Raw genomic sequence first — 19600 nt, forward strand, 5'->3', positions numbered from 1 at the left:
GCACCTCATGAAAATTGTTTTTGCTGGTACCCCAGAATTTGCAGCACAAGCCATGCGCGCTATCGATGCTGCCGGACATCAAATTGTTTTGGCGCTGACACAGCCGGATCGGCGTGCGGGCCGAGGCATGCATTTGCAAGCCAGTCCCGTTAAAGAATTTGCACTAGAAAAAAATATTCCTGTTTTGCAGCCAGAGTCGCTTAAGCGCAATAGCACTGATTCAAGCAAGCAACTCGAAGCTCAGGCTGCTTATGCTCAACTAGCCCATACCGATTTTGATGTAATGGTGGTAGTTGCGTATGGGTTGATTCTTCCTCAGGAAATTCTTGATCTTGCAGAGGCGCCACCGCGATTGGGTTGTTTTAATATCCACGCCTCACTTTTACCTCGCTGGCGTGGAGCGGCCCCAATTCAAAGGGCAATAGAAGCGGGCGATCTAAAAACGGGTGTCAGCATTATGAAAATGGATGCGGGCCTAGATACGGGCGATACCGTGTTGGTCCGTGAAATTGAGATTGCAAATCATGAAACAAGCGCCACCCTGCATGACCGTCTTGCAAGCTTGGGCGCAGAATTAATTAATGAAACATTGCGCTTACTTGAGTCGCGTGGCCCATTGCACACAACAGCCCAATTGAGCGATGGTGTGACCTATGCAGAAAAAATACTCAAGAACGAAGCGGATATTGACTGGAGTTTGAGTGCTGCAGAAATTGATTATCGAATTCGGGCCTTCAATCCTTTTCCTGGGGCCAACAGCTCGGCTGTGGGTGTAACGTTCAAGTTCTGGAATTCTCGCGTTGCTAGCCAGGAGCGGTCATTTCCTGTGGGGCAGCCAGGTCAAGTATTGGGTGTGCATGATGAGGGTGTTTATATACAGTGCGGCAAAGACGTAATTGAAATACTTGAGATGCAAAGACCAGGCGGCAAGCGCATGCCAGCCAGTGCAATTTTGCAGCTCATCATGGCGCAACACAATGCAGTGCATTTCCAAAGGGAATCGGTTGACTGATCACAAAACATTACGTAGCCTGCCACTTTCAGAGGCCATTACTATTTCGGCACAGGCCGTTGGAGAGGTGATGAGTGGCCGCTCTCTTACTGAGGTGCTCGATCAGCTTGAGCCTCATGAGCGCCCGATTGTGCAAAGCCTGACATTTGATGCTTTGCGAAAATGGGTTCGTTCACATGAGCTGATCAAGCAATTTATCCCAAAACCACCCCCGGTTGAAGTGGATCATCTTTTGAGTGTTGCCATTGCGCTATTTTTACAGGGAACCTCAGATGGCAAGGGGTATGCAGCACACACTATCGTTGATCAAGCAGTGCAGGCTTGCGAGCAGTATGACAAGACCTTGTATGCCAAGGGTTTAGTAAATGCGGTGCTCCGAAAGGTTAGCCTCATTGTCAACCCACCCGAAGGAGAGGTGCGTTACCCACCCGATCCGATCCCAATGTTTTTCCCGCCCTGGTGGCGTGCCAATCTAAAGCGCAACTATCCAAAGTCGTGGCAAGGATTGCAAATCGCACAGGCCCAACGTGCATCATTAATTGTGCGTGTGAATACACGTCAATACACGCGAGACCAGTATCAAGAATTATTAAATGAGGCCAATATTGCTGCTACCCCTATTGAAGAGGTGGCTGGAGTCAAACTAAACTCCGCTTTACTCTTAAGAGATCCGGTGCCAGTGATTGACTTGCCAGGTTTTTATAGTGGGGCTGTTTCAGTGCAGGATAGCGGTGCGCAGGTGGCAGCAACCCTGTTAAACCCGCAGCCAGGTGAGAAGATATTGGACGCATGTGCTGCCCCAGGTGGAAAAACGGCACATTTGTTGGAGCTCGCAGATTGTGAAATGCTGTCCCTTGAGCTCGATGGGGGGCGCCTGGGGAAAATTACTGGAAACCTAGATCGCCTGCGCTTAAGTTCGGAGCATGTGCGTGTGGTGCGGGGTGATGCATCAAAAGCAGCTTGGTGGGATGGCCAGCTTTTTGACAAAATCTTACTTGATGCGCCTTGCTCTGCCTCAGGCATTGTTTCTCGCCACCCCGATATTCCTTTTTTAAGGCGTGAGGCCGATATTCGGACTTTGCAGCATAAGCAGCGTGAAATTATGGCTCAAGCATGGAAGATGCTAAAGCCAGAGGGCCTGCTTTTATATGTAACTTGCTCAGTTTTTCCTGAAGAGGGCGAAGATCAGGCGCAATGGTTTGCGACCGAGCATGCCAATGCGGTACGATTAAGTTCGCCGGGGCAGATTTTGCCCACAGAAGCCAATGATGGCTTTTACTATGCCTTGTTTAAGAAAAATGGTTCATGAGCCAACGCATTAAACAATTTATCTTTTGTTGCCTGGTGGCGCTGAGTTTTGTCTCGGTCACTGCTAGGGCAGAGGGCATCAAAATCAAATCTGCTGAGATTGAGCGCTCGGATAATGAATGGTTGTTAAATGCGGCATTTAAAATTGAATTAGCCCCCGGCCTTGAAGAGGCGGTACAAAAAGGCGTAGTTTTATATTTTCAAACTGAATTTGAATTAACTCGGGGCCGTTGGTATTGGTTTGAGGAGAAGGCTGCGGTTGCTCAAAGGCAAACCCGCCTTTCTTATCAGCCACTGACTCAGCAATATCGTATTGCATCTGATGGCTTTACCTTTACTGCAAAAACAATGCCAGAAGCATTGCAAGCCGTAGGCAGTATTGGCGGCTGGCACGTTTTTGATAGCTCGCAAGTAGACCAAGGTAAATCCTATAGCGCGGGATTGCGTATGACTTTAGATTTAAGCAAGCTGCCAAAACCATTTCAGGTCAATGCATTAAATAATCGCGACTGGAATGTTTCGAGTGACTGGGTGCGCTTCCCATTCTCCTTTAACAGCCCTAATATATTTGCGCGATGACAATATTGTCAGACCTCATTAATTTGAACTTTCTCGATAAGGTCGCGCTTAGAAGGCGATTTCTTCCGATCGCGGCTGGTGTTATCGGCGTGTTCGCATTGCTATTGTTGGTAATGCTTTTGGTGGCCTCATCGAATACCGAGTTTTTTGATAACTATTTTATTTGGCTTTATGCAGCCAACGTAGTGATCGGCATTGGCCTCACTTTGGTGATTCTAACTCTGGTGGTAGTCATCGCAATTCGTTGGTATCAGGGGCGATTTGGCACAAGGCTGATTGCGAAGTTGGCAATGATTTTTGCTTTAGTGGGTGTTGTGCCGGGCCTCATTCTTTACGGCGTATCCATGCAGTTTGTATCACGTAGTATTGAAACTTGGTTTGATGTGAAGGTCGAATCTGCCCTAGAGGCTGGGCTGGAATTGGGGCGCGCAACCTTAAGTGGTTCGCTTCAAGAGTTGCAAGACGAGGGACGAATAGTTGCTGATCAAATTCAAAGCTCACCAAATCAAGCAAGCCCAGCGGAACTAACGCTCTTGTTGTCTCGTCTGCGCGATCAGTTTGGCCTGCAAGAAATTACGATCTTCAATGGTCAACAAGTGGTAGTTGCTACTGCAGCCTCAGCGGCATTGCAAACACCCTCAAGCCCGCCGTCAGCAGACCTGATGAATCAAGCATCTAAATTAAAAGGCGCAGGGTTGATTGATGAACCACAAACTTCAAGCCAACCACAGGCCTACCGCTTGCGTGCAATCATTCCACTTACAAAAGAGCAGCGCGCCAGCGGACATGGTTTTGGACTAAACCCTCAATACCAAAAAGAGCTTTGGTATTTGCAGTTGATAAAAGTAATGCCAGAGGGCATTACTAAAAATACGATGGCGGTACAGGCTGCTTATAGCGACTATCAAGAAAAAGCCTTGGGGCGCGCCGGGTTGCGCAAAATGTTTGCTGGTACCCTGACCTTAACTTTATTTTTTTCCTTATTTGTTGCGGTTACTCTGGCCCTACTGCTTGGTCGCCAGCTAGCTAGGCCTCTACTAATGTTGCTCAGGGGAACGCAAGCAGTGGCACAGGGAGATTTATCGCCCAAGCCAGAATTAGATACTGGCGATGAGTTAGGTATGCTCACTCGCCAGTTTAATGTGATGACCAGGCAGCTTTCGGATACGCGTAATTCATTGCAGGAATCAAAAACCTTTTTAGAGACGGTACTGGGAAATTTAACTGCCGGGGTTTGCATTTTTGATAAAAACTTCAATGTTGTCTCAAGTAACGCTGGAGCAGATCGTATTTTTGCTAAAGACCTAACTCAACTTGATGGCAGGCCTCTGAGTGAGATCCCTGCATTACTGGAGTTTGAGCAGGCGATTAAAGATGGCTTTGCAACGATGAAACTAGCGGTTGCCAGTGGCACAGAGGGCGACTCAAAAGAGCGGCTGAAGAGTGAGCAGCAAGATGCGCCTGTATGGCAAAAGCAAATTCAATTACACACAACCAATGAGTTTGAGAATGAGCTAGGGGTAACCCTCTTTGTGCGTGGTACAGAGCTTGCTCAAGACTTACGTATGGTGGTCTTTGATGACATTACTGATGTGGTTAGTGCCCAGCGCTCAATTGCCTGGAGCGAGGTTGCAAGGCGTTTGGCACACGAGATCAAAAATCCTTTGACTCCAATCCAGCTTTCTGCAGAGCGTTTGCAGCATAAGCTGGCAGGAAAATTAAATCCCGAGCAGGAAGAAATGATGAATCGCAGTACGCAAACTATTATTCGTCAAGTTCAAGCGATGAAAGAGATGGTCAATGACTTTAGGGATTTTGCAAAGACACCAGCGCCCCAGTTAAAACCAGTGTCGATCAATACTTTAACCACTGAAATCTTGGGGCTATATGAAGGCAGTCCGATCAAAATAGATTTAGACATGAGTTGTCCAGATATTATGGGCGATACAACTCAGTTAAGACAGGTCATCCACAATTTGTTACAGAATGCACAAGACGCGACCTTAGAGGGCCCAAACCAGAATGCACCAGTGGAAGTAAAAACAAAACTAGTGCCCTATGGCGAGACCGAGGGGGTTGTGCAACATGCGGTACGACTGACAATAAGTGACTCAGGCTCCGGATTTCCAGCTAAGATATTAGTCAGAGCATTTGAGCCGTATGTAACAACAAAAACTAAAGGCACGGGACTAGGTTTGGCTGTAGTTAAAAAAATTATTGATGATCATGGTGCCAAAATAGAAATTCGTAATCGTATGCAGGGAGAGTTAGTGGTTGGTGCGCAGGTATCAATATTGTTTATGAATCTCGCTAAAGAGGCGGCATAAGAATGGCTAGTATTTTGGTGGTCGACGATGAGATGGGCATCCGTGAGCTCTTAAATGAGATTTTGACGGATGAGGGCCATACTATTTATGCGGCGGAAAGTGCAGCACAAGCGCGAAAAATTCGTGAGCAGATGCGCCCCGATTTGGTCTTGCTTGATATCTGGATGCCGGAGACCGATGGCATTACGCTATTAAAGGAGTGGTCAAAGACCGGTCAGTTGACGATGCCAGTAGTCATGATGTCGGGACACGCCACTATCGATACCGCGGTTGAGGCAACTCGCATTGGTGCCCTTAACTTTCTCGAAAAGCCAATTGCTTTGCAAAAGCTATTAAAGACCGTTAGCAAGGCTCTCGAAAGCTCGCCAAAATTTGTTGAGCCTGAAGAGGGAAAGATTTCGCAAGGTACACCCGCAAGTACTTCTGTTCCAAAGACGGCAGTGGTGGAGTCGGCGCTATTGCCGCCAGAGGGTGAATATATCAGTGGAATTGCTAAAACCTATTTTGACCTCCCCCTCAGAGAGGCTAGGGATTTATTTGAAAAGGCTTACTTTGAGCATCAGATGCTCATCATGGGCGGTAGCATGACAAAAATATCTGAGTACACCGGCCTAGAGCGCACCCATCTCTATCGCAAGCTCAAAGCCCTTGGGATTGATACCTCGCGCAACAAAAGCGAGAGTTAGCCTTTAACACTCATATTGGCAGCTAGCCCTGAGTTTGGATCACCTGCTCTTGGCTTTCCGATGGATAATGGCGGCCACACCATTTTGGAATTATCCCCATGGAAATTAAGGTCAACTTTCTCGATAAGCTGCGTCTTGAAGCGAAGTTTGATGACTTCACAGTCATTGCCGACCAATCTATTCGCTATAAGGGTGATGGTTCTGCCCCAGGCCCTTTTGATTACTTCTTAGCTTCTTCCGCTTTATGTGCGGCGTATTTTGTGAAGCTGTATTGCAATACGCGCAATATCTCTACGGAAAATATCCGACTCTCACAAAATAATATTGTTGATCCGGATAATCGCTACCAACAGATTCTCAAGATCCAAGTTGAGTTGCCTGAGGATATTTCTGCTATAGATCGCCAGGGTATATTGCGATCGATTGAGCGTTGTACAGTTAAAAAAGTAGTTCAAGCTGGGCCGCAGTTTGTCATTGAGGAGGTGGAAAATCTTGATGCGTATGCACAGACTTTATTGTCGTTGAAGCCAGATCCTAAGAGCAGCACCTATATTGCTGGCAAGGATCTGCCGCTGGAGCAAACCATCGCCAATATGTCTGGCATCTTGGCCAATTTAGGAATCAAGATTGAAATCGCCTCATGGCGCAACATTATTCCTAATGTGTGGTCTTTGCATATTCGTGATGCGCATTCACCAATGTGCTTTACCAATGGCAAAGGTGCGACCAAAGAAAGCGCACTTGCTTCAGCCCTGGGTGAGTATATCGAGCGCTTAAGCAATAACCATTTTTATGCCGGCGTATTTTGGGGTGAAGACCTGGCTAAGGCAAGCTTTGTCCACTACCCAAATGAGCGCTGGTTTCAGTCCGGACCCAAGGATGCGCTACCCGCTGAAATTCTGGATGCTTACTCCCTGCAAATTTATAACCCTGATGGTGAGCTAAGAGCGTCACATCTCGTTGACACTAACTCGGGGAATGTAGAGCGAGGGATTTGCTCATTACCATATGAGCGGCAGTCTGATGGTGAAATTATCTATTTCCCATCTAATCTGATTGAAAATCTCTATGGTAGCAACGGCATGAGTGCTGGCAATACCCTTGCTGAAGCACAGGTGCAATGTTTGTCGGAGATTTTTGAGCGCGCTGTTAAAAGAGAAATTCTGGAAGGCGAAATTGCCCTGCCAGATGTACCTCAAGAAGTGCTAGAAAAGTATCCCGATATTCTGGCGGGTATTCGTGCTCTAGAAGAGCAGGGTTTCCCAGTGCTAGTTAAGGATGCTTCCTTGGGGGGCGTGTACCCAGTGATGTGCGTCACCTTGATGAACCCCCGAACCGGTGGCGTGTTTGCCTCATTCGGAGCGCATCCCAGTTTAGAGGTGGCGCTTGAACGCAGTTTGACAGAACTGCTGCAAGGCCGTAGTTTGGAAGGTCTAAATGATTTGTCTCCACCCACTTTTGCAAGTGAGGCGGTGACCGAGCCCAATAATTTTGTTGAACACTTTATTGATTCAAGTGGCATTGTGTCGTGGCGTTTTTTTAGCAGTAAGTCAGACTATGATTTTGTTGAGTGGGACTTTTCTGGCCAAGGCACAAACTCGAATGTGGATGAGGCAGCCACCTTGTATGGCATTCTTGAGTCTCTTGGCAAAGAAGCATACGTGGCGGTATACGATCAGCTAGGTGCAATTGCCTGTCGTATCTTGGTACCGGGCTATTCCGAAGTGTATCCAATAGAAGATTTGATCTGGGATAACACCAATAAAGCCCTCTTATTTCGTGCTGATATTTTGAATTTACATCGTCTGGACAATAAAGCCCTCGCTGCATTGCTTGAGCGCTTAGAAAATAACGAGCTTGATGAGTACGGTGATATTGCTTCGTTGATCGGTATTGAATTTGACGAAAATACAGTTTGGGGTCAGCTAACAGTGCTGGAGTTGAAGTTGCTTATTCATCTTGCTTTAAAGCAATTTGAGGAGGCTCACGAATTGGTGGGCGCCTTCTTGCAATACAACGACAACACCGTTGAACGCAGATTGTTTTATCAAGCCTTGGATGTAGTGCTAGAGACGCTACTCAATGAGGACTTGGCTATCGGGGATTACGAAGCCAACTTCCGTCGAATGTTTGGTGATTCCAGAATGGATGCGGTCATCGGATCTGTGGAGGGCACTATCCGTTTTTATGGTTTGACGCCAACTAGCATGAAGTTGGAAGGTCTAGAGCGACATCACCGATTGATCGATAGCTATAGAAAATTGCATGCTGCTCGGGCCAAAGTGCCACCTTCTCAAGGGTCCAATCATCAGGTCGATTGTAGGGAGCTATGAATTGCTCTTACAAAGTCTGATTGAGTGAGAATTCCAACCAAAGTTTGGTTTTGATCGATAACGGGCAGGTGATGGTGGCCGTGACCTTCGAAGATATCGACTAAATCTAATGCATTGCGATTGGAGCTTATGACTCTTACAGGCTTTCGCATCACTTGACCTACTGCATTGGGGTAGGCGTCCATTAATTTAGCCGAGGATCGAGTGAGGCCTTGTCGCATAAAACCTTTAATTCTTTGGCCAAATGTCTGATCAAAGTCTACTGCAGCATATTGTAGAAAATCTTCTAGAGTAATGATGCCAATCACCCTAGAATTTTTATCTACTACTGGCAACGCTTTTATGTGATTTTTTCTTAGCAAAATCCAGGCCTTCTCAAGAGGGGTTGCCATTTGAACCGTAATTGCAGGGGCGCTCATAATCTTTGAGCAGGTGATCGACTTTAATTTCTGCTCGTATGCGCGCAGCTCTACTTGCTTGATGATATTGGTGAGATCATCTGTATTGATATCAAAAAATTCTTTGTATTGGGCTAATACCGAGTTGAGTTCAGAGGAGTCATCTTGGCTGGTATTTTTAGGTTTTGCTTGGGGGCTATGAGCTTGCGGTATGTGTGGATAGGATTTGCCTGTTGCCCTATTGTAAATAATGCCCGCTAATACCAGTAGTACCGAGTCTATTAATACCGGGAACAGTGCAAAGCGATAACTAATAATATGACCAAGAACTGCGCTTAAGGCTGTAGCAGCTGCTGGCGCATGAAGGCAGTTAAAGAAAAGCATGGCAAATATAGACACTCCAATAGCAACCGGCACACCAATTCTTGGGTCTTGAATAAAAATGGCACACGAAATTCCTACTAATGCTGAAATGATGTTTCCGCCAATAACTGCTTTAGGTTGGGCCATTGGGCTTGAGGGCAATACGAATATTAAAAGAGCGCTTGCACCTAGGGATGCCATGGCCCATTCGTTTATCTGAACGAAGTCCCCAATAAATTTCGCTAGAAATGCAACCAGACCGCCCCCTAAGAGCCCCCCAATTGCGGACCTCCAATGCTCAGACCAAGGCACGGGAGTGCTATTTAATATATTTAAGGGTTCAAAAAACTTCTTCAAATTCATGACATTCCTTGAATAATTAATAGTGACCTCGGTAAGCAAGGTTATCGCGCCTCAATTGTATTGGACCGCTCAATCTGATTTGCCTGGTCACGATAGATAGAGGATCGCATATTGTCTGCTCCCCATTTGTTGGGAAGCACGACAATTAAGCATCAAGGGAATTACGATGGTGTAGTGTGACCTAGATCATTTTTGCAAAGCAGCAATGTAACTACAATGAAGATTGATAAATGATGGTTACCAAATAAATGAAGCAAGAAGTATTTATAGAGAAGTTAACAAAAGAGGGGTTTCCCGAGCCGGTTTTAGTGGAGCGTGAAGTAGGTGGTTTTTTGGATTTACATTCACACCCATACGAAGTTCAAGCCCTGATAATTGAGGGTCAAATTGACATCATCATCGGCGGCATAAAAAGCACTTTCTTAGCGGGCGATGTATTTCATCTGTTGCCAAATCAAATCCATACTGAAAACTATGGAGCCAAAGGTGTCAAATACCTTGCCAGTAGAAAATCTCTTTTGAACCAAGAAGAACTGAGCGTCTAGTAATTAGACTCCTATCAAAAGAGGATTGCTACATCTCCACCAACTATCGTGCAGTAGGGTTTGCCATCCCCGCGAATCAAGGATTTAAGGCATTTTTTCGAGAGTAAGGACAGTTTTCCACTTTTCCCAAGCTGACGAACACTTTCATTTATAATTCCAAGTCTTGGCCTGGTAGCTCAGTCGGTAGAGCAGAGGATTGAAAAGCTAGGATAGAGGACTAAAACAGTTCTGCACATTGGGTCTAAGCTGGTTGCGACCTACCGCCCTACAAGCACCGAATCTATTGGCTCTCAGCGGTTTTGATTATTTCCCAAATGGCATCGACAGCGTCGTGTTGGCCCTTTAAAAAATCTTTTTGCTAAACCAATTTCGCGTAGTAGAGTCTGATTATGGGAGAGCGGAAAAGCAAAGTGCAACGATTTATTAAGGCGCATCCAAAATGTATTTTTTGTGGCGGTGCTACGGACGCAACAACAATTGAGCATTGCCCACCCAGGGCTTTATTCCAAAGCAGAATAGCTCCCGAAGGATTTGAATTCCCATCATGCGCCAAATGTAATAACTATTCTTCTGATGAAGATTTGATCGTTGCTGTAATTGTTAGGATGGGGTCGCCCAAGTTTGGCGATTCAGATGGAAAATTAAAAGGCATGATGATGAATTTAAATCGTCAAAGACCCGACTTCTACAAAACCTTTTTACCTTCGGCCATAGAGGCAAGAGCCAACAATCGACAGCTTGGGATTGAGCCAGAGTCTGGGCAAACACATCAAGAGGCTGGCGTGCTAAATGTTAATGATGAAACAAGGCTTGCAATAAGAGTATTTGCAAAGAAGCTTGCTAAAGGGATTCTATATAAAGAGACGAACCTCATTCTTAAAAATGACGATTGTTTGGTTCTAAATTGGTTTACCAATGCGAATGTCATTAGGGATGGCGGCTATAAGGTGTTTGAATTGCTCAACCATATCAATGGAAAATCGCCCAAAGTAAGTCGTGCCAATGTAGTTTTAAATAATCAATTTGAATATAAATTTTCAATTTCAGATGATCAAAATTTGATTCTTATACAGGCAAAATTTGGAGAGTCTTTTGGCTTGGTTATTCTGGGAAGTAGGATGCCTAAATACCTAGAAAACTTGCTGGCAAAGATATTTAAAGATCTTGGAGCAGACTATCAGCCGTTTGAAATTCTTCAGGGCGAACAGGGCTGATTCTACGGGGTCGGATGGATAGAGGATGGTTAATTGTCTGTTCTAAATGGAACAATTTTAAGAGGCGTCTAGTAACTAGACCCCTACCGAAAGAGGATTTGTTATTGTCTTAACTTCATTTTTCGGGAAGCCCAACCGATAGGATCAGATTAGCTCAATGGCGTCTTTAAGTTTTTCGGCTGTACTAACTAACCCCACTCGCTCTAATAGCTCAATGTATTCTTGCGCAGTTTTGGGTGGGTTCTTTAGTCTAGCTCGGATATGTTTAATTGCTGTTAAGGCTGGCACTGGCTCTAAGGTTAATTGCAGGGAAATAAAATCATCCGGGTGTAAAACCTCAATCCCGCGCTTTTCCATTTCTTCTGTTGGAAAGTCCTTGGTATTAAAGGTCACAATGCAGTCTGCATGCCCAGCAATTGCGGCTGCCAGGACATGGCGATCATTGGGGTCTGGAAGATTAAGGGCATCTATTAAACCTAGATACTGATCCTCATCCACCTCCCAGTCGGGAATTGCATCGTGAAGTGCAGCCAGTCTCTTATTTGCCTGCTCTTGAGTAAAGTTTGAATGTGTCTTGAGAATTGCTCTAACCCATTCTTCATCAATTTTCTTTGTCCACTTGGCTGTATAAAGACCTTCAATGGCAAGCTGGGCCAGTACATTAGTGACGTTAATGGGATACATTGCACATGCATCCCAAATGGCCGTATATCTTGCTGTCCCAGCCATGTTTAATCAATACCCAATTCTTGAGATTGGTCTATCAGGTCTTGCATGGCTTGATCTTGGGCTTCCCGCATGTAGGTTTTGAAACTTACAAGATCCTCGTGGGTGACTCGCCTGTGCGATCCGACCATCCTAAAGGGGATCTTTCCTTCTTTTAATAGTTTGGATAGAAAAGGCCTGGATACATTAAGAAAATGGGCGGCTTGTACCGTGGTAAGTTCTTGCCCTTTGGGCATTAAAAGAATGGTTTTGCCTTCTGCCATGGCGCCCAAGGTTCTCGCCATAAAACGCAGCACTTTTGGGGGTAACTCAAGAACGGGGGTATCTTTATCAATCGCTTCTTCGGACTCCGATAGTAGGGCAATTTTGCTTGCTCTTGAGTGATCCAGTGCAGCCATGATGCAGCGTTGTGCCGAGCGAACCAGTACTGATTCTTCTTCACTCAACATTGGCTCTTCCAATTTCTTATCGAGTGTTACTGACATTTTGATTCCTTCGCGTGAGATTTACTTTTAGGTTTTTCTGTGAAAACCTTATGCAAAGTTTAATACACTAAGTGAAATAAGTGTAACAACTGTAATATCTTTATTCCATATGTGGGTTTTGGACATTGTAAGAAATCGAAGGGTAATGGGTATTTAAGTAGAAGATTTGTCATCATCGGCTCTGCTAAGTTTGTAGCCAAAAGAAGCCATTGTCGGGAAACACGACAAATTAGAAGCCTCTTGGTTTGTAGAATTCGCCCCACTTTTCTGGGTTGTAAGTTTCTCCGTCAATGCTTGCCTCAAACATTTCCCTAATAAGCTTTTGTTCTTGCTGGCTGGGCTTATTTGGAAGATGCCTATCTATATTCGGTATTTTAATAGATGTGAGTGCTTGCTTTCTTTTTTCATTTAAAGCCGATTGCTTATAAATCCAGTCACTTTTGTTGTAATCGGCAAAGCCGTTAAGATGGGTTTTAACTATCTTGAAGTCCAGCCCTTTTACGTAATCGGTAGGTAATTCATCAATATTAGGATTAAGGAGCCCAGCTCGAATTAGGTTGAAAAGTTGGGGGCTGACTACAAAACGGCGAATGGGATTTGCGGGTTTTTCAGGCTCCGATAGATCACTTTGGCGGACAAAACCATGAAAGAGATAGCTGCGCCTTTTCCAATATTTGCGCCCCATTTCCTCTAATTGGGGATCTTTAAGCCAAGCCCTGACTTCGGCAAGAATGGGGCAAGTCTCATTCCACATTTCCATGCATGGGACATAAATCACCAATGGCTTGGATTCACTTTGCCCCCGAACGCCGTTAAAGGGAAGTCTAATCATTGCCCTTTCTACCCAAAAGAATGGGTTATCGGGGTTGCCGTCGGGCAGAAAGCGAACTGTTGCTGACCCTTGGTCTGGGAGATCCCAGTGAGAAAAGATGGCTGGGTCACTCGCGGACCTTGATGGGAGTTTTTGTGTGGACCCTAGTTGGGCGAGCAATGTTTTGCGAAGTTCGGAAATTGTCATCAAAAAAACTGACAGTAAAGCTTTTGCTGCAACATTAAGCTCGCAGCAAATAAAGTGCAACCAGTCAATATTTACCCATTCAATGGGTAAATATGCATAAAATGATTATGAAAATGATCATTTATCAATCCAGCAAAGAACGCTTCATAAGGCATTTACTCTCAAATGAAATTCACGAGATTATTGAGGCGACATACCAAGCAAAGACTGGGCATCGAGTAGCCAAAAATGAGCTGAGGTCTTGGCAAGAGTCCATGAGGTATATGGGTGCAGTTTTGGATGACGATGAAATTCCTAATGATGCAGGCGTAAGCATTGAGTATTCAATCCCGCAGACATCAAAAAGAATTGATTTCATATTGACTGGGCAGAATCACGAAAAAAAAGATCAAGTAGTTATTGTTGAGTTAAAGCAGTGGGAATCGGCAGAGTTAACGGACAAGGATGCCATTGTTAAAACAAGGTTTCAGCATGGTGTAGCCGAAACAAGCCATCCTTCATACCAGGCCTGGTCTTATAGTGAGTTATTGAACCAGCTAAATGAAACCGTCTACACCGACAATATTCACCTATCCCCATGCGCTTATCTTCATAACTATGTTGAAGATGGCGTTATAAAGAATAGCTTTTATCAGCCTTATCTTGAAAAAGCCCCAGTATTTCTAAAAGGCAAAGCAGAGAAAGAAAAGCTCAAGACTTTCATTAAGGGCTTTGTGAAGTACGGCGACAAGTCCGATTTAATGTTCCGAATTGAAAACGGAAAGATTAAGCCCTCCAAGAGCCTTGCAGATAGCTTGGCAAAAATGATTGTCGGAAATCCTGAATTCATCATGCTTGATGAACAGAAGCTGGTATTTGAAACTGCCATTAAATTGGCCAAAGAATCTTCTCCAACAAACAAGAATGTATTGATTGTTCAAGGTGGCCCCGGAACCGGGAAGTCAGTAGTAGCTGTAAACCTATTGGTGAATATTATTCAGCAGTTACGTTTGGTAGCTCAATACATCACCAAGAACGCAGCACCTCGGGCGGTATATGAAGCTAAGTTGACTGGCTCAATGAGGAAGTCGGCCATATCTAATTTATTTTCTGGGTCAGGATCATTTCATTCGCTAGAGAAAAATGCATTTGATGTTTTGATTGTGGATGAGGCACATCGCCTCAATGAAAAATCTGGAATGTTTAAAAATATTGGCGAGAACCAGGTTAAGGAAATTATTCACTCCAGCAAGCTCTCAATCTTCTTTATAGATGAAGACCAGAAAGTAACCTTTAGTGATATTGGCAGCAAAGAAGAAATTGAGGGATGGGCAAAACTTGAAGGTGCCAAGGTTCATCATATGGCGCTGGAGTCTCAATTTAGATGCAATGGCTCTGACGGTTATTTAGCTTGGCTAGATGATGTTTTGGCAATTAGAGAAACAGCTAATAAGACGCTAGATGAGCTTGAATATGACTTTCAGGTTCTATCAACACCCAATGAGCTCAAGGAATTAATCTTTGAGAAAAACAAGATTAACAATAAGGCCAGGATGGTTGCCGGCTACTGCTGGAATTGGATTAGTCGAGGTGATAAGACTGCCTTTGATATCAGCCTTCCCGAATATGCGTTTGGAATGCAGTGGAACTTAGATACAGATGGCTCCCTATGGATTCAAGCTCCAGACTCGGTATCAGAGGTTGGCTGCATTCACACATGTCAAGGGCTTGAAGTTGACTACGTAGGCGTCATCATCGGGGGTGACTTAATAGTTCGCGATGGTAATGTGATTACAAATCCAAAAGCTAGAGCTAAGACGGATAAATCAATCAGTGGATATAAGAAGCTATTGAAAGCGGATCCAGAGGCGGCAAATCAGAAAGCCGATGGCATCATCAGAAATACCTACAGAACTCTAATGACTCGTGGAATGAAGGGTTGTTATATCTTCTGCACCGATCCAGAAACCCAGGCTTACTTTCAAGACAGGCTGCGAGCTAAGGATTAGATCTCGTTGTATTTCTTGGCGCTGCCTTTGACTTTATCCGCTGGATATTTGAGATTGTTTGCCTCAATCTTCGCAGTTAATATTTCTGTAACATCGAGCCCATATTCGTTGGCAAGTAAGAAGGCATAAGCAAGGACATCAGCCAATTCTTCTTTAACCTTATCCTTTGATGCCCGTTCTGATGATTTCCAAAGAAATGCCTCTAGCAGCTCACCTGATTCAATGGATAGGGCAATGGCTAGATCCTTGGGATTATGAAACTGCTTCCAATCCCGAGCATCCCTAAATTCAATAAGTTTTTTGGTTAGATCGGATATGTCTGACATAAGACAATGCTACTACAGTTAATGGGCGATTTTTCAAGGTCATGGACATTGCAATTTCAGGTCGACCAAACCCCAATCTGAAACTAAGCTTGTAAGCGTCTCGTAACTAGACGCCGAACTTGCAAAACCTTAAACAGCTTTTCCCTGCCAATACAAATCAAAGTTCACCTCAAACAATATCATTGTTAAGCGGTGAATTAGCTCTGTTTCGGCGCCCCAAAAGCAGTAAATGGCAATGTCGTTTTAAGCTACCTAATGGGCAATGGCATTCTGCATCGACCAATACAGAAGATTTTGAGTTAGCCCAAACCCAAGCAATCGCTATTTACGAGACCGTCAAAGTCAAAGTTGGTGCTGGCTTGGCGGTTGTGACCAAAACCTTTAAGCAGATCGCCTTAGATGAGCTAGCCAATATGGCTCAAGCTTTACATAACAAGCTGGGTAAGCGTATCTATCGTGACTATGCCTTTGCCATTAACAAATATCTCATCCCATTCTTTGGGCAATATGAGATCGGTCAAATTACCAATGAACTATTGGGTGACTTTGAGTCATGGCGTATTAGTGAGATGGGCAAGACTCCCATGGCGAGCACTAAACGTAATCACGCCAGCGCCTACATTCGTGTGATTAATCTAGCCCGTGATCGTGGCTATATTGGATTAAATCAAGCTATCCCACTGTTAGATGGCAAGGGGAAAAAGAGCCAGCCCCGCCCTGCGTTTACAGCAGAAGAAATTAAGGAATTACTAAGTTATACAGAGACTTGGCAAAAGAGTAGCTATACAGCGAGAACGGCATTGATGAGAACACTATGTGCCTATTACATAGAATTCTTGGTTAATACGGGTATTCGTCATGGAACAGAAGCCCTGCCGCTCAGATGGAAGCATTTGCAATGGCATTGGATTGGGGAGAAGAAATATTTAAGGATTTGGGTATCAGGTAAGACGGGCCCAAGATATTTGATAGCAAGAACAGCTGTAGTGAAGGTGTTGGAACGAGTAATGAAGTGGCAGAAGTTGTCTTACTCGGGGTTGGATGCTGTGATTGAGGCTAAGTTAGATGCAGTGATATTTCGTTTGCCAACAGGCGAGCAAATTAGCAATATGGAAAACATTTTTCGCAACTTAATGGTTCGTAGCAATATGAGAGTCGATGGAGGCGGTCAGAATAGAACCTTGTATAGCCTTAGGCACACTTATGCCACATTCGCACTAGCAAGAGGGGTTGATATCCACACTCTGGCTAGGCAAATGGGTACTAGTGTTGGCATGATTGAGCGTCATTATTCAAAACTAACTCCTATGATGAATGCTGAAAAGTTGGCTTAAAACTGTTCCAAATGGAACAAACTACAAAATAACGGCTACCCCTGCAGTGGTAGCGGTCGTCTTAAACAGTAATTACGGTGCCTTGAGCTGGATTGACTGTACGCTCTGCCACTTTATAAGCGGCATTGGCCTCGGCGCCTAAGTCCCAAAGATCAGGTTTGAGATCAATGCCTTTGCTCTTTTGTTTGATCTGCTCGTAGCGTTGATCGCGACGAGCTTTAACAAACTCCGCAGCCTCCTTGTTGATCACAAACTTGATTGGCAAGCGAGCAGAGATCTCCGCCAACGCTTTTTCCATGGCACGCCAATCAGTGTCATCGGGTTTTTTGGTAAACAAGAGCTTGGCAAACACATAGCCAGAGTTTTTGCTATCAAAACTTAAGGGGTCTTCAATCTTGTTGATGTCCTTGGTGCTTTTGACCAGTTCATCCAGTTTTGCGCCTGTTAGCTTATTTAACGCATACCCCTTAGTCAGACATTCCTCAAAGGCATCAGCAGGAATTTGGGTAATCAAGTAGATGTTGGTCCAGCTTGCCGGCAATTGATCCACATATTGAATAAAGCGTGGATAGACCCGACCAATTGCAGAGAATTTTCGAACCGTACTGCTGTAGTCCTTAAGTCCGACTTCTTCGCAAAAGGTCTTGAACTGAAACTTATCTAGCGATTGCTCTGCCTCATAAACCACACGGCACATCTCTAAAGTGCTACGAGCAGTTTTTTCAACTCCAGCTTTAAAGGCAACAACATATTCCTTGCGCTCTTTTGGGATGATTGCTGTTGTCTCTGCTGTGGCAGCCTCTAAGCTGAGCTTGCGCTCATATTGCACTAATCCAGTGTTTGCTTTGGATTTTTCCAACTTCACTTTATCCAAAATCGCTTGCACTCGCACCGCCTTTTCCTGCTCAGCTTGGGTAGGTTGCGGTGCTTGAGCAGGTTTTTCTTCACCCTCTACTTCAAATACCTCATCAAAGGTGGAAGTATCTTCTGTCAGCACATTCGCATTCATGCCACGAATATCGATAGAAGGTATTGCTACTTCAGTTGCCGCAGTACTTACTACATTATTAGCGGATTGGTTATTCACTGCAATTGCGTTTTCCATTTTTAAAGCTCCTTAAAAATCAACTTAGCGGTAATGGCGAAAGTGCCTTGGTTTTGCTTTGTTGATGGAGTCAGTATATTTTTTTTCGTATTTTTCGCGCAAATTTGAGCGTTGTTTTATTTCCTTGACACAAAAATACGAAAAATCTAAGCCATATAAATAAAGGCTTTGCAGGCGATTTTAATTTTTCAGAAAAATCACTACATTTTTGTAATTAAGAAAATATAGTGATTTAATTCTTAGCCATAGATCAAATTAATTCCATCGCATTGCGACACATTTCAGGGTTGGCATCGATATATTTTTGGGTTACCGCAATCGACCGATGACCTGCGATTTCAGCTAAGACTCGCACCCCAATTCCTTTTTGGGCAAGTGAGGTAATCATCGAGCGTCTTCCCGAATGGCTACTTGCACCACTAATGCCCGCACCTCGATATAGTGAAAAGAACCAAACACATAAACCGTTGGGTGTGAATTTAAGTCTTCTATCAGTGTGAAAAAAGGCAATTGTGGGATCTTTGATATGCCTGGTCTTTAAGTAAGCCTCTAATTCCGCTTTGAGTTTGCTAGCGATAAAGACGGTGCGAGGATGACCTCCTTTGGTTTGCGCGGCAGATAGCCTTACTTCGTTTTTGATCGTGCCATCGTCATTGACAATGTCGCCTAGCTTTATGGAGGCGATCTCGGCGACCCGCATCCCAGTCAAAAAGCTGGTGAGGATGAGGGCGCGATTGCGCTCGGGATACTTCCTAGTGCTTGCGTAACGCAGAACTTGATCGATTTCTGCTTGGGTAAGGGTTTTAGCTTGAGCCATTTGTAAATCCTTTCATAAATAAAAAAGCACATACAAGTGTGTTTTCTTATTGCAAATAAAGCGACCGAAAGGTTTTTAGCAAAGATCTTCCAAGAATCAATGACTTAGTAAATCAGGTTAAGAAAAGTTGGGTTTTCTTAACCTGTATTTCTTTTAAATATTTATCTGTTTTTGTCGTCTTTAGACGACGATCTAAGTGATTAATACAGCAATAGCTCAAATCAGCCCTACACGTTATTTGATGTGCGTCCAGCAACTAGACGCTGTGATGCTTAAAGATCAGTGCTTGTAGGGCTTTTTTGAGGGGTTTTGCATAATTACTGCTTGGTGTTTAAATCCACATTGGTAGCAACAAATACAGGCTTATTGGCACCTATAGCCTTGCAGTGATGGGCTTTTAAGTCCCATTCATCCTTTGTTCCATTTAGAACATCATCAATTTCAATATGGACTTCACCTGTAGATTGAAGATAGATGCAATAGCCATCGACTAGTTCTTTAGATTTGGTTAAAGGCTCGTAATGCACAATCCACGACATCACTAAGTCTGGGGTGTTACCAACACCACAGGCATCAAACTGCGTATTTCAGCGATCGTGACCGCCTGTTTCAGATTCAGCGTGACCGTCAAGGCTCTAGTATTTGAAGGCTCAGTTATTGTAGTTTAGCGGTC

18 protein-coding genes are annotated in these 19600 nt (G+C 44.4%); 10 read left to right on the top strand and 8 right to left on the bottom strand.

Translation table 11 applies throughout. From position 1 onward, the window contains the following. Positions 1 to 7 precede the first annotated feature (7 nt). From fmt to M2125_RS09880, 6 genes are all read left to right on the top strand, one after another. On the top strand, positions 8 to 1012 hold the full coding sequence (fmt, locus tag M2125_RS09855; RefSeq protein ID WP_076024493.1) for a methionyl-tRNA formyltransferase: 1005 nt from the start codon (positions 8 to 10) through the stop codon (positions 1010 to 1012). After that, entirely contained in the window at positions 1005 to 2321 is a 1317-nt protein-coding gene (gene rsmB, locus M2125_RS09860) for a 16S rRNA (cytosine(967)-C(5))-methyltransferase RsmB (RefSeq protein ID WP_083657585.1), read from the top strand. Before fmt ends, rsmB begins: the two co-directional genes overlap by 8 nt. Beyond that, positions 2318 to 2899 carry a DUF4390 domain-containing protein gene (locus M2125_RS09865; protein WP_076024491.1) on the top strand — a complete coding sequence of 194 codons (582 nt, stop codon included), beginning with the start codon at positions 2318 to 2320 and terminating at the stop codon, positions 2897 to 2899. Before rsmB ends, M2125_RS09865 begins: the two co-directional genes overlap by 4 nt. Further along, the gene (locus M2125_RS09870; RefSeq protein ID WP_076024490.1) at positions 2896 to 5226 is read left to right on the top strand and encodes a sensor histidine kinase; all 2331 of its coding nucleotides are present in this window, start codon (positions 2896 to 2898) and stop codon (positions 5224 to 5226) included. Before M2125_RS09865 ends, M2125_RS09870 begins: the two co-directional genes overlap by 4 nt. Positions 5227 to 5228: 2 nt before the next feature. Further along, on the top strand, positions 5229 to 5912 hold the full coding sequence (locus tag M2125_RS09875; RefSeq protein ID WP_076024489.1) for a response regulator: 684 nt from the start codon (positions 5229 to 5231) through the stop codon (positions 5910 to 5912). Positions 5913 to 6010: 98 nt separating this feature from the next. Then, on the top strand, positions 6011 to 8245 hold the full coding sequence (locus M2125_RS09880; RefSeq protein WP_280742902.1) for an OsmC domain/YcaO domain-containing protein: 2235 nt from the start codon (positions 6011 to 6013) through the stop codon (positions 8243 to 8245). Here M2125_RS09880 and M2125_RS09885 read toward each other — a convergent pair. Then, positions 8221 to 9369: an HPP family protein gene (locus tag M2125_RS09885; protein WP_280742903.1), complete on the bottom strand. Its 1149-nt coding sequence runs from the start codon at positions 9367 to 9369 to the stop codon at positions 8221 to 8223. The genes M2125_RS09880 and M2125_RS09885 overlap by 25 nt on opposite strands. Before the next feature lie 248 nt (positions 9370 to 9617). Between M2125_RS09885 and M2125_RS09890 the strand changes: the two genes are divergently transcribed. Together M2125_RS09890 and M2125_RS09895 are read left to right on the top strand one after the other, a co-directional pair. Next, the gene (locus M2125_RS09890; protein ID WP_277542984.1) at positions 9618 to 9914 is read left to right on the top strand and encodes a cupin; all 297 of its coding nucleotides are present in this window, start codon (positions 9618 to 9620) and stop codon (positions 9912 to 9914) included. A 410-nt stretch (positions 9915 to 10324) separates the two neighbouring features. After that, positions 10325 to 11128 (top strand): hypothetical protein, encoded by an 804-nt coding sequence (locus M2125_RS09895; RefSeq protein ID WP_280741454.1) that lies wholly within the window; start codon positions 10325 to 10327, stop codon positions 11126 to 11128. 144 nt (positions 11129 to 11272) lie between these two features. Here the strand turns inward: M2125_RS09895 and M2125_RS09900 are convergent, their stop codons facing one another. The 3 genes from M2125_RS09900 to M2125_RS09910 form a co-directional block, all read right to left on the bottom strand. After that, positions 11273 to 11857, bottom strand: a complete 585-nt coding sequence (locus tag M2125_RS09900) for a PIN domain-containing protein (protein ID WP_280741455.1) — start codon at positions 11855 to 11857, stop codon at positions 11273 to 11275. A 2-nt stretch (positions 11858 to 11859) separates the two neighbouring features. After that, a complete protein-coding gene (locus M2125_RS09905) occupies positions 11860 to 12339 on the bottom strand; it encodes a helix-turn-helix domain-containing protein (protein ID WP_280741456.1) in 480 nt (159 codons plus the stop codon). A 229-nt stretch (positions 12340 to 12568) separates the two neighbouring features. Then, positions 12569 to 13099, bottom strand: coding sequence for a hypothetical protein (locus M2125_RS09910; RefSeq protein ID WP_280741457.1), 531 nt, complete (start codon positions 13097 to 13099; stop codon positions 12569 to 12571). A gap of 365 nt (positions 13100 to 13464) precedes the next feature. Here M2125_RS09910 and M2125_RS09915 point away from each other — a divergent pair, with 365 nt between their 5' ends. Continuing rightward, the gene (locus M2125_RS09915; protein ID WP_280742905.1) at positions 13465 to 15345 is read left to right on the top strand and encodes a DUF2075 domain-containing protein; all 1881 of its coding nucleotides are present in this window, start codon (positions 13465 to 13467) and stop codon (positions 15343 to 15345) included. On the opposite strand, the gene M2125_RS09920 is transcribed toward M2125_RS09915, so the two are convergent. After that, a complete protein-coding gene (locus tag M2125_RS09920) occupies positions 15342 to 15671 on the bottom strand; it encodes a nucleotide pyrophosphohydrolase (RefSeq protein WP_280741459.1) in 330 nt (109 codons plus the stop codon). The genes M2125_RS09915 and M2125_RS09920 overlap by 4 nt on opposite strands. Positions 15672 to 15853: 182 nt before the next feature. Here M2125_RS09920 and M2125_RS09925 point away from each other — a divergent pair, with 182 nt between their 5' ends. Then, entirely contained in the window at positions 15854 to 17005 is a 1152-nt protein-coding gene (locus M2125_RS09925) for a tyrosine-type recombinase/integrase (protein ID WP_280742907.1), read from the top strand. Positions 17006 to 17066: 61 nt separating this feature from the next. Here the strand turns inward: M2125_RS09925 and M2125_RS09930 are convergent, their stop codons facing one another. From M2125_RS09930 to M2125_RS09940, 3 genes are all read right to left on the bottom strand, one after another. Further along, entirely contained in the window at positions 17067 to 18110 is a 1044-nt protein-coding gene (locus tag M2125_RS09930; RefSeq protein WP_277542930.1) for a hypothetical protein, read from the bottom strand. A gap of 250 nt (positions 18111 to 18360) precedes the next feature. Next, positions 18361 to 18927 carry a tyrosine-type recombinase/integrase gene (locus tag M2125_RS09935; protein WP_280742908.1) on the bottom strand — a complete coding sequence of 189 codons (567 nt, stop codon included), beginning with the start codon at positions 18925 to 18927 and terminating at the stop codon, positions 18361 to 18363. 317 nt (positions 18928 to 19244) lie between these two features. Then, positions 19245 to 19466 carry a hypothetical protein gene (locus M2125_RS09940; protein ID WP_076023187.1) on the bottom strand — a complete coding sequence of 74 codons (222 nt, stop codon included), beginning with the start codon at positions 19464 to 19466 and terminating at the stop codon, positions 19245 to 19247. Positions 19467 to 19600: the final 134 nt, after the last annotated feature.

This window comes from Polynucleobacter sphagniphilus (assembly GCF_029892205.1).
Lineage (GTDB): Bacteria > Pseudomonadota > Gammaproteobacteria > Burkholderiales > Burkholderiaceae > Polynucleobacter > Polynucleobacter sphagniphilus.